Raw genomic sequence first — 10899 nt, 5'->3', positions numbered from 1 at the left:
CTTGACCGGAGGCACGAACTCGCCGCCGATGTAGTTGCCGTAGCGAGGCTTGAAGGTGACGACGGCACCGGGGGTTCCGGGCGCTGCGTAGATCATGGCGAAGCTCTCCTGTGTGGTCGTTCCGCCGTGGCGCGGCGGACTCGTGGAAGGGCGCCGCGGTCGGCGGCGAAGGGTCGGGCGCGTCACTCGTCGACGTGCACGCTTTCCAGATAGCTGCGGATCGCCCAGAGGCCTTCCTGGCTGATGAAGTCGGCCATCTTCGGCATGTACACCGCGCCATCGCGCACCGCGCCGTTGATGACCCGCTCCTTGAACCATTCGTCGCCCTCGGCGCCGGTCTCCAGCAGGCGCAGGTCCGGGGCGATGCCGCCGGACTTGGCTTCCAGGCCGTGGCAGCGCGCGCAGTTCTGGTTGTAGGCGGAGGCGCCGATCTCGACGGCGAGGTCGTGCTTGGCGTAGGGCTCGCGGTAGGGGTTGGTGTCGCGCCATTCCTTGCCCAGCGGCTCGAGTCCCTTGGTGTCCACTGCCTGGGGGGTCACATCGCCGTGGGCCAGCGCCAGGCTCGAGAGGCTGAGACCGGCCAGCACCAGCAGGCCGCGCAAGGCGTTGTTCTTGTTCATCACTTCATTCCTCCGGGGAGACAGGACAAGGCACGGGCGCCAAACGGCGCTCATCACCATCCTAGGAAGCTCCGCCGCGCGCCCGAATCCTGCTTTGGGCGTCCTCGCCTACTCCCTTCGGAGTAGAGCCTCGGAAGGCCTTACGCGGGGCTTTGGCAGCAAGTCCAAGTCATGCCCCGGCCGGGAAGTCTTCCCGGACGAATCGGGCGATCTTCCGTTCCCGTCGGCGCGCCCCGCTTCCACCATGAAGCCGCCGCGGCCCGAGCAGCGGCCTGCCGTTTCTCGACCCTCACTCCAAACGGGAACCCGATCATGACAACAAGAACCTCACCCGCCCCTGCCGGCCTCCTGCGCCCGAGCCTGCACTGCCTCGCCTTCGCCGTCGCCCTGGGCAGCGCTGGCGCCGCGCTGGCCAAGGATGTGACCTGGGAGGACATCGCCAACGACGACAAGACCACCGGCGACGTGCTGCAGTACGGCATGGGCACCCACGCCCAGCGCTGGAGCCCGCTCAAGCAGATCAACGCCGACAACGTGTTCAAGCTGACCCCGGCCTGGTCGTACTCCTTCGGCGACGAGAAACAGCGCGGCCAGGAGTCCCAGGCCATCGTCAGCGACGGCGTGATCTACGTGACCGCCTCCTACTCGCGGCTGTTCGCCCTCGACGCGAAGACCGGCAAGCGCCTGTGGACCTACAACCACCGCCTGCCCGACGACATCCGCCCGTGCTGCGACGTGGTCAACCGCGGCGCCGCGATCTATGGCGACAAGGTGTTCTTCGGCACCCTCGACGCCTCAGTGGTGGCGCTGAACAAGAACACCGGCAAGGTGGTGTGGAAGAAGAAGTTCGCCGATCACGGCGCCGGCTACACCATGACTGGCGCGCCGACCATCGTGAAGGACGGCAAGACCGGCAAGGTCCTGCTGATCCACGGCAGTTCGGGCGACGAGTTTGGCGTGGTCGGCCGCCTGTTCGCCCGCGATCCGGATACCGGCGAGGAAATCTGGATGCGTCCCTTCGTCGAAGGCCACATGGGCCGCCTGAACGGCAAGGACAGCACGGTGACCGGCGACGTCAAGGCGCCCTCCTGGCCGGACGATCGCAACTCGCCGACCGGCAAGGTCGAGTCGTGGAGCCACGGCGGCGGCGCTCCCTGGCAGAGCGCCAGCTTCGACGCCGAGACCAACACCATCATCGTCGGCGCCGGCAACCCCGGCCCGTGGAACACCTGGGCGCGCACCGCCAAGGGCGGCAACCCGCACGACTACGACAGCCTCTACACCTCCGGCCAGGTCGGGGTGGACCCGAGCAGCGGCGAGGTGAAGTGGTTCTACCAGCACACCCCCAACGACGCCTGGGACTTCTCCGGCAACAACGAACTGGTGCTGTTCGACTACAAGGCCAAGGACGGCAAGATCGTCAAGGCCACCGCCCACGCCGACCGCAACGGCTTCTTCTATGTGGTCGACCGCAGCAACGGCAAGTTGCAGAACGCCTTCCCCTTCGTCGACAACATCACCTGGGCCAGCCACATCGACCTGAAGACCGGCCGCCCGGTGGAGCGCGAGGGCCAGCGCCCGCCGCTGCCGGAACCGGGGCAGAAGCATGGCAAGGCGGTGGAAGTATCGCCGCCGTTCCTCGGCGGCAAGAACTGGAACCCGATGGCCTACAGCCAGGACACCGGCCTGTTCTACGTGCCGGCCAACCACTGGAAGGAAGACTACTGGACCGAGGAGGTCAGCTATACGAAGGGCAGCGCCTACCTGGGCATGGGCTTCCGGATCAAGCGCATGTACGACGACCACGTCGGCAGCCTGCGCGCCATGGACCCGGTCAGCGGCAAGGTGGTCTGGGAACACAAGGAACACCTGCCGCTCTGGGCCGGGGTGCTGGCCACCGCCGGCAACCTGGTGTTCACCGGCACCGGCGACGGCTACTTCAAGGCCTTCGACGCGAAGAGCGGCAAGGAGCTGTGGAAATTCCAGACCGGCAGCGGCATCGTCTCGCCACCGATCACCTGGGAACAGGACGGCGAGCAGTACCTCGGCGTGACCGTCGGCTACGGCGGCGCCGTGCCACTGTGGGGCGGCGACATGGCCGACCTGACCCGGCCGGTGGCCCAGGGCGGTTCCTTCTGGGTATTCAAGCTGCCCAGCTGGGACAACCGCACCGCCAGCCGCTGATCCCTGCGCCGCGCCCTGCGAGGCGCGGCTTTCCCCGCCTGCGGAGTATCCCGATGAAGACCTTCCTCCTCTGCGCCGCCTTGCTCGGCGCCGGCCTGGCCCAGGCCGCCGACGACATCGACGACGTCCGCGTCATCGCCGGCTGCCGCCTGGAGCCCGGCGCGCGCTGCGCCAAGGCCGACTTGCGCGGCGCCGACCTGCGCAACCTCGACCTCGGCCGCATCGACCTGGCCGGCGCCGATCTCTCCGGCGCCGACCTGCGTCACGCCAGGCTCGACCTGGCCAACCTGGAAAAAGCCAACCTGCGTGGTGCCGACCTCACCCGCGCCAGCCTACAGCAAGCCAACCTGCGCGGCGCCGACCTCTCCGGCGCCAGGGCGGTGGCCATCCAGGCCTGGGGCCTGTTCGCCCAGGGCGCCCAGTGGCAAGGCGCCGACCTCACCGCCGCCTACCTGGAGTTCGCCCGTCTCAGCGGCGGCCGCCTGCACCAGGCCACGCTGCGCGCCGCCGACCTGGAGATGACCTGGCTGTCCCGCGCCGATCTCAAGGGCGCCGACCTGCGCGACGCCAACCTGCAGGAAGTCAAGCTGGCCGAGGCCAACCTGGAAGATGCCGACCTGCGCGGCAGCAAGGTGCGCTTCGGCAACTTCCAGGGCAGCAACATGCAGGGTTGCAAGGATTGCCCCGCGGGCTGGCAGTGAAGCGCCGGACAGCAGCGACGGCCCCCCTAGCCGAGGCTGCCGCGAGCCTCCTCGGCGAGCGGCAGCGGCAGGCCCAGCCGCAGCACGCCGCTGTCGATGGCCCGGTGCACCAGTTCCGCCTGGGTACTCACCTGCAACTTCTGCTTGAGCAGGCTGACATGGTTGGACACGGTCTTGGCGCTTACCCCCAGGTGCTCGGCCACCTCGCGCAGGGCCAGGCCACGCGCGAGCAGGCGGAAGATCTCGAACTCGCGACGGGTCAGCCCGCGCAACGCTGCCCCGCCCTGCTCTTCCCACGACTGGCAGGCCAGGCGCGTGGCCAGCGGCTGCTCCAGATAGAGCTGGCCGGCGAGCACTCGCCGTATCGCCTCCAGCAGCACCGTCGGCGCCGCGCGCTTGGTCACGTAGCCGCGGGCACCGGCATCCAGCGCCTGGCGCACCAGGGCCAGTTCGTCGTGGAGGCTGAAGAACAGCACACGCAACTGCGGCAGGCGCTGGCGCAGCCGGCGAGTCAGCTCCAGGCCGCTGATGCCCGGCAGGCCGAGATCGACGATGACCAGCGAAGGAATGTCCCGCTGCACCGCCTGCAAGGCTTCTTCGCCATCGCCGGCCTCGCTCACCTCCACGTCGGGGAGCAGCCCGCGCAACAGCGCGGCCAGCCCTTCGCGGACCACGAAATGATCGTCCACCAGCAGGATCCTCATCGTCCCCTCCTCTCAGTCGCCGCGTTCCAGCGGCATCCGCAGGCGCAACGCCAGGCCCTGTCCGGGACGGCTGCGCAGGCTCAGTTCAGCGCCCAGGCAGCGCGCGCGCTGGCGCATCGAGTCCAGGCCGAAGCCGGGTGCCGGGTCCGCCGCGCAGCCGCGACCGTCGTCGCGTACGCTCAGGTAGAGAAAGCCGCCACGGCGTTGCAGGCGGATCCGCACGCGGCTGGCGCCGGCATGCCGGGCGACGTTGTTCAGCGCCTCCTGCAACAGGCGGTAGAGATGGGTCCCGGCCGCCGCATCCAGGGGCGGCAGCGGACCGCCCAGGCGCAGCTCGCAGGCGATGCCCTGGCCTTCCTGCCAGTCCGCCACGCAGGCGCGCAGCGCCTCGTCCAGCGACTGGCGTTGCAGGGCCGGCGGCGGTAGACCGCGCAGCAGCGCGCGGAAGCTGTCGTCCAGCCCCTGGCAGTAGCGCTCCAGGCGTGCCAGCGCCGGCTGCCCGTCGCCTGCCGTGCAGCGCAGCAACAACAGTTGGGTGCGGATACCCGTCAGGTACTGGCCGATATCGTCATGCACCGCCTGGGCCAGCAAGCGCCGCTCGCGCTCCTGCACGGCGAGCAGCCAGCGGCACTCCGCCGGGCCGGCGGGTCGCAGGTCATCCATGGCGTGGCTCAGGGGGCGATCCGACAGGCCTGTCCGACGGCGCAGGCGGCAGGTCTTTCCTGGCCGAGGTGGCGGGAATAGAGGAAATCGAACCCGAGCAGGCTGAGGATCAGCAGGATGGGCAACACCAGGGTGACGGCGATGCGCATGGCGGCGACTCCTGTCCATTGTCGTTGTCGAGACATGCTAGGACGCGCGGAGCCACGGCGTGCTACTACCTTGGTACTGCCGGGCCGCTACTTTTGCGCGGCCACCCGCCTCCAGCCGCCCTTGCGGGCGCCGCCGATGCAGCAGGAGCGCTGCGCAAGCGCCTGGTCCTGCTACTTTGGTACTGGTTCACCCCTCCGGACGTCGAATTTCCAAAGCAGCGCGCCTGCCCTGTAATGACGCATACAAGAAGAAACGACGAGAAGCCGCCATGCCCCGCCTTGCCTTGCCCCGCGTAGCGCCCGACTACCCTGCGGCGGTCCCGCCGCAGTACCGAGTTCGCCTTCTCCGCCTACCCGGCTGCCGACCGTCCGCGACGCGTCCCCGGCAGCGCGCGGCGGAACGCCCGCCCGCTGGGCTATCGCGCCCACGGCTGCTACCGTGAGCGCATTCGCATCCGCCCGCGTGCCCCGAGCCGCCACCAGCCGCCCATAACGACAATAACGAGGTGCAGGCCATGTACAAGATCCTGATCGCCGACGACCACCCGCTGTTCCGCGAGGCCATCCACAATGTCATCGCCGACGGATTCCCCGGCAGCGAAGTGATGGAAACCGCCGACCTCGACAGCGCCCTGGGCCTGACCCAGGAACACGACGACCTCGACCTGATCCTGCTCGACCTGAACATGCCCGGCATGCACGGCCTCAACGGCCTGATGAACCTGCGCAACGAGGCCCCGACCATTCCCGTGGTTATCGTCTCCGCCGAGCAGGACAAGCAGGTGGTGCTACAGGCCATCACCTACGGCGCGGTGGGCTTCATCACCAAGTCCTCGCCACGCGCGCAGATGACCGAAGCCATCGAGCAGATCCTCAACGGCAACGTCTACCTGCCCTCGGACGTGATCCGCACCCAGAAGAGTTCGCCGCGACGCAGCGGCCACGAAGAACACGGCATCTCCCCGGAACTGCTCCAGGCCCTGACCCGCAAGCAGCTGCTGGTGCTGGAGCGGATGACCAAGGGCGAGTCGAACAAGCAGATCGCCTACACCCTGGACATCGCCGAGACCACGGTGAAGGCGCACGTCTCGGCGATCCTGCGCAAGCTCAAGGTACACAACCGGGTCCAGGCGATCCTCAGCGCCGGCGACATCGACTTCGCCGCCTACCTGCGCCGCTGAGACCCGCCGATGCCCGACCGCCGTACCCTGCTGCTCACTGTCCTGGCGATGCTGGCCTTCGCCGGCAATTCGCTGCTCTGCCGCGCGGCGCTGAAGGACACCGCCATCGACGCGGTCAGCTTCACCGCCCTGCGTCTCTTCTCCGGCGCCCTCATGCTCGCCGTCCTGCTGCATCTGCGCCGGCGCCCGGCCACGCCCGCGCGCGGCGGCTGGCGCGGGGCGGCGGCGCTGTTCGTCTACGCGGCCGCGTTCTCCTACGCCTACGTGCAGCTGGACGCCGGCACCGGCGCGCTGCTGCTGTTCGGCGCGGTGCAGGTCACCCTGCTGCTGGCCGGCCTGCTGCGCGGCGAACGGCTGGGCGGACAGGCGCTGCTCGGTTTCCTGCTGGCCCTGGGCGGCCTGCTGTTCCTGTTGCTCCCCGGAGCCAGCGCGCCGCCGCTGGGCGGTGCCCTGCTGATGCTCCTGTCCGGCCTCGCCTGGGGCCTCTATACCCTGCTCGGCCGCGGCGGCGGCGATCCGCTGGCGGTCAGCGCCGGCAACTTCCTCCGAGCCCTTGCCTTCGCCGCCCTGCTGCTCCTGGCATTCCACGGGCAGTTGCGGCTGGACGGCGCCGGACTGGCCTATGCCCTGCTTTCCGGCGCCCTCGCCTCCGGCCTCGGCTACGCCGTCTGGTACAGCGCACTGCCGGGGCTGACGGCGATCCAGGGCGCCTCGGTGCAGCTCAGCGTGCCGGTGCTCGCCGCCCTCTGCGGCGCCCTGTTGCTCGGCGAGCCGCTCGCCCCGCGATTGCCGCCGGCGACCCTGGCGGTGCTCGGCGGGATCGCCCTGATCCTCGCCCCGCGCCTGGGCCGCGCGGCGCGCGAAGGCGCCTGAATCAGACCGAGGCTTCGCGCTCCAGCAAGTGGCAGAGCGCGGTCTTCAGCTTCATCGGCCGCACCGGCTTGTGCATCAGGGTATGGCCAAGCTCGCGGACCTGCTGCTTGAGCTCGTTGCTGTAGTTGGCGGTGATCATCAGCGCCGGCAGCGGCGAGCCGCGCCGGGCGTTGATCGCGGCAACCGCGTCGACGCCGTTGCGCTGGTCGTCGAGGTGATAGTCGACGATCAGCAGGTCGGCCTCGGCATGGTAGTTGTCGACCTGTCGCGCCAGGTCTTCCTCCGACAGCGCCGTCACTACCCGGCAGCCCCAGGCTTCGAGCAACGTGCGCATGCCGGCGCAGATCGCCGCATCGTTGTCCAGCACCCACACCCGCGAACCACGCAGGCGCTCGCGCAGGTCGTCCGCGCTGGCCAGCGGCTCGGCGCGACTGCGCGGGGCATGGCGGGCCAGCGGTACCTCGATGGCGAAGCATGAGCCCTTGCCCGGCAGCGAGCCGACCCGGACCCGGTGGCCGAGCATGCGGGCGATCTTGTCGACGATCGCCAATCCCAGGCCGAGCCCGCGGTCCTGGTGACAGCGCTGTGACTCGCCGCGCTTGAATTCCTGGAAAATCTCGCCGAGCTTGTCGGCGGCGATGCCCACCCCGGTGTCCCAGACCTCGATCGACAGGCGCTGCCGATGCCGGCGGCAACCCAGCAGCACGCGCCCTCGCGGGGTATAGCGGATGGCGTTGGAAAGCAGGTTGCGGAGGATTCGCGCGAGCAGTTGCTGGTCGCTGCGGACCAGCGCCCCGCAGGCCACGAAGTCCAGGCGCAGGCCTTCGCTGGCGGCTACCTGGCGGTACTCCGCGGCCAGGTTGCCCAGCAGTTCGCCAAGCTCGAACGGGGCGATGTCCGGGGTGATCACGCCGGCGTCCAGCTTGGAAATGTCCACCAGGGTGCCGAGCAGGTTCTCCACGTCCTCCAGCGAATGGCTGATGTTGTTCACCAGCGCCTCGTTGTCCCGCGTCGCGCTGCCGCGCTCCTGCAAGGCGCTGGTGAACAGCCGCGCGGCGTTCAGCGGTTGCAGCAGGTCGTGGCTGACCGCCGCGAGGAACTTGGTCTTCGACAGGTTGGCCTGTTCCGCCTCGCGCTTGGCCTCGCGCAGGCGCGCCTCGACCTGGCTGCGCTCGTGGATCTCGCGCTTGAACTGGTCGTTGAGGGTGGTCAGCTCGGCGGTCCGCTCGCGCACCCGCTGTTCGAGGTTCTGGTAGGCCTGGTGCAGCGCCTCGGCGGTCCGCCGGCGCTCGGTGATATCCCGAATCAGCACGAACAGCCCGGCGACCCGGCCGTCGGCCTGGCGGTTCGGCACGTAGGAGCGCTGCATGTAGCGCTCCTCGCCGGACAACGCGGTCTCGGCGATCTCGAAGGTCACGCTTTCGCCGGCCAGGGCCCGCTCGAAGTACGGCTCCAGGCGCCGGCAGTGCTCGGCGCCATGCACGTCGCGCAGGCAGCGGCCGAGCATCGAGCCGCTGGGCCAGCGGTACCACTCCTCGTAGACCTTGTTGGTGAATTCGTAGACCAGTTCGTCGCTGAGATAGGCGATCAGCGCCGGCACCTGGTCGGTGATCAGGCGGATCCAGCGCTCGCTGGCACGCAACGCCTCGGCGTGGCGATAGCGTTCGGTGATGTCGGTGAAGGTGTTGACGAAGCCGCCGGTGGGCAGCGCATGGGTACGGATCTCCAGCACCCGGCCATCGAACAGGCGCTGCTCGCGGGCGCTCAGCGGACTCCCCTGGGAGTCCTGGCTGCGCGGCGTGAGCAACGGCAATTCGCTCTCCGCCATGACTTCGGCGAAGGCCCGGTGCCCGGCGATCGGCGCCAGCCCGCAGAGCTCCAGGAAGCGCCGGTTCCACAACTCCAGCACGCCGTCGGCACCGACCATCGCCACGCCCTGGGAGAGATTGTCCACCGCCCGCTGCAACAGGTGCGACTTCTGCGCCAGCGCCTGCTCGCGGCGCGCGGTCTCGCTGAGCTTGATCTCGGTGACGTCGCTGTAGAGCACCGCCAGCCCGCCGTCGCGGGTCGGCCGTTCGCTCATCCGCAGCCAGCGCTCGTCGCGCAGGCGATACAGGGTCTGCTGGTCGCCGCCGCGCTGCTCCTCGACGATCAGCCCGCCGCTGCGCGCCAGCCGGTGCAGTTCGGCGCGGCGCATGCCAGGACCGATCCGCGCCCGGCTGTCGACCCACAGCGCGCGGAAGCGCTCGTTGAACAGCACGATGCGCTGCTGCGGATCGAACAGGACGAAGGCGTCGGAGATGCTTTCGATGGCGTCGAGCAGATGCTGGTGGGCGGTCTCGGCACGCAGGCGAGCGTCGCTGAGCAACTGGTTGCTGGCCTTCAGTTCGAGCATCGTCTGGCTCAGCGCGTCGGTGCGCTCGCGGACCTGCTCGGCCAGCACCACGGAATACTGGAAGGCGCCGTAGGCCTCGTCGCTCTGCGCGGCGCTCGACTCGATGCGTCCGATCAGCGCCTGGTTGATCCGCTGCAACTTGTGCCGCTCTTCTTCGAGGGCGACGACCCGCGCCTGCAGCTCAGCGACGGACACCTCCACGGGGTCGGCCAATGGCGACCCCGGTGAAGGTCTGGTTGATATGCATGCCATTGAATTGCTCTCCGTAGGTGTTGAAGCCGATCACCTGCTGGCTGCGGAGAAACGCGGCGGTAGCTTGCGTGTCACCGCCGACCTCCAGCTCCAGGCGCCGCAGGAAGCAGTCGCAACCGATGGTCAGCAACGGCGGTCCGAGGCGCTCGTGGAGGCGGCGGAACTGCGCCTCCAGGTTGGGCAACAGCGGGCCGGTGCTCATCGCGGTGAGAACGATGCCGTTCTCCACCGCACAGTAGAACGTCAGGCTCAGGTCCTCGTTGGCCTGCTGGATCGAGCGCACGTAATAGCGTTCGTCGACCCGCACCGCCAGCGGATGCGCGGAGAACAGGGCGAAATCCAGCGCCTGCGGTGCCACCCCGACCAGCCGGGCGTATTCCAGCGCCGCCGGCTCGGCGTTGAGTTCGTGGACCCGCCGGCTGCCGCTGTCGGCGCGGGTCACCACCAACTTTTCGGCGCGCGGCACCACGTGATGGGTGGTGAAGACCTCGAAGTCCAGCCAGGTGTTGACCAGCACCACCACTGCCGCCCCGGTATGGAACTGGCCCTGGTGGTAGACATGGGTGTGGGTCAGGTGCCGGTCGTCGCCGGCCGAGCCACCGAAATGCGGGATCGCGCCGAGCGCCGCGCCAAGCGCGGCGAGCACCACCTCTTCGCGGCTGGACAGGCCGTCGAGCAGGGTCAGGGCGAAGCTGTGGTCCTTGATCGGCGCCAGGCCGCCGCGGCGACAGCCGGCCACCAGGGTCTCGACCATCTGCTGCGCGTCCAGCAGGCTGAAGCGCTCCATTTCGTCGATCAGCGCGCTGCTGATGGCGAAGCTGCGCACGTCGAAGCCCACCGCGCTGACGCAGCCGCGCCCGTAGCCCGCCGGAGTGATCTCGCCGGCGGTGGTGCAACCGACCAGGTCGATGCCGCCGAAGTAGCGTTCGAGCATCTCGCCGAGGGCCGGCAGGTCGTATTCCGCGGAACAGAAGAACAGCACGAAGCCCAGGTGCGGATGGATAAGCTGGCGCGCCAGGTCCTGGGCCACCACTTCGACGTCGCGGGCGCTGGACATGCCCCTGCAGACCCCTTCCCCCTGCCCTTCGTACATGCCCGCTCCCCCGTCGTTCCGCCTCGCCAGCATTCTACGAAGGGCGCCGCCGCGGCCCCTATCCTACTTGGGTCGCGGCGGGGT

11 protein-coding genes are annotated in these 10899 nt (G+C 69.2%); 4 read left to right on the top strand and 7 right to left on the bottom strand.

The window, feature by feature from the left end; genetic code table 11:
- Positions 1-96, bottom strand: a 96-nt coding sequence (locus tag LT948_RS28115; protein ID WP_232197129.1) for a hypothetical protein, incomplete at its 3' end; no start/stop codon positions are given.
- Between the two features lie 86 nt (positions 97-182).
- Positions 183-620 carry a cytochrome c-550 PedF gene (gene pedF / locus LT948_RS28110; protein ID WP_003088533.1) on the bottom strand — a complete coding sequence of 146 codons (438 nt, stop codon included), beginning with the start codon at positions 618-620 and terminating at the stop codon, positions 183-185.
- Positions 621-932: 312 nt separating this feature from the next.
- Between pedF and exaA the strand changes: the two genes are divergently transcribed.
- On the top strand, positions 933-2804 hold the full coding sequence (gene exaA / locus LT948_RS28105) for a quinoprotein ethanol dehydrogenase (RefSeq protein ID WP_023099665.1): 1872 nt from the start codon (positions 933-935) through the stop codon (positions 2802-2804).
- Between the two features lie 53 nt (positions 2805-2857).
- Positions 2858-3505, top strand: a complete 648-nt coding sequence (locus LT948_RS28100) for a pentapeptide repeat-containing protein (RefSeq protein ID WP_003088520.1) — start codon at positions 2858-2860, stop codon at positions 3503-3505.
- Between the two features lie 26 nt (positions 3506-3531).
- Here the strand turns inward: LT948_RS28100 and LT948_RS28095 are convergent, their stop codons facing one another.
- Genes LT948_RS28095 through LT948_RS28085 form a run of 3 tightly spaced genes read right to left on the bottom strand, consistent with a single transcriptional unit; the run spans position 3532 to position 5021 of the window.
- Positions 3532-4209: a response regulator transcription factor gene (locus LT948_RS28095; RefSeq protein ID WP_003088518.1), complete on the bottom strand. Its 678-nt coding sequence runs from the start codon at positions 4207-4209 to the stop codon at positions 3532-3534.
- 12 nt (positions 4210-4221) lie between these two features.
- Entirely contained in the window at positions 4222-4872 is a 651-nt protein-coding gene (locus LT948_RS28090; protein ID WP_003110776.1) for a sensor histidine kinase, read from the bottom strand.
- A gap of 8 nt (positions 4873-4880) precedes the next feature.
- The gene (locus LT948_RS28085) at positions 4881-5021 is read right to left on the bottom strand and encodes a hypothetical protein (protein ID WP_003088510.1); all 141 of its coding nucleotides are present in this window, start codon (positions 5019-5021) and stop codon (positions 4881-4883) included.
- A 515-nt stretch (positions 5022-5536) separates the two neighbouring features.
- Between LT948_RS28085 and agmR the strand changes: the two genes are divergently transcribed.
- Positions 5537-6202, top strand: coding sequence for a response regulator AgmR (gene agmR, locus LT948_RS28080; protein WP_003132666.1), 666 nt, complete (start codon positions 5537-5539; stop codon positions 6200-6202).
- A 9-nt stretch (positions 6203-6211) separates the two neighbouring features.
- The gene (locus LT948_RS28075; RefSeq protein WP_003113465.1) at positions 6212-7075 is read left to right on the top strand and encodes a DMT family transporter; all 864 of its coding nucleotides are present in this window, start codon (positions 6212-6214) and stop codon (positions 7073-7075) included.
- Position 7076: 1 nt separating this feature from the next.
- On the opposite strand, the gene nahK is transcribed toward LT948_RS28075, so the two are convergent.
- Positions 7077-9722 (bottom strand): hybrid sensor histidine kinase/response regulator NahK/ErcS', encoded by a 2646-nt coding sequence (gene nahK / locus LT948_RS28070; RefSeq protein ID WP_003139767.1) that lies wholly within the window; start codon positions 9720-9722, stop codon positions 7077-7079.
- Positions 9652-10815 carry a nitric oxide-sensing protein NosP gene (nosP, locus tag LT948_RS28065; protein WP_003139768.1) on the bottom strand — a complete coding sequence of 388 codons (1164 nt, stop codon included), beginning with the start codon at positions 10813-10815 and terminating at the stop codon, positions 9652-9654. Before nosP ends, nahK begins: the two co-directional genes overlap by 71 nt.
- Positions 10816-10899 lie beyond the last annotated feature (84 nt).

It is taken from the genome of Pseudomonas sp. CP-1, assembly GCF_021213715.1.
Classification (GTDB): Bacteria; Pseudomonadota; Gammaproteobacteria; order Pseudomonadales; family Pseudomonadaceae; genus Pseudomonas; species Pseudomonas aeruginosa.
This window is presented reverse-complemented; position numbering and strand designations above follow the sequence as displayed.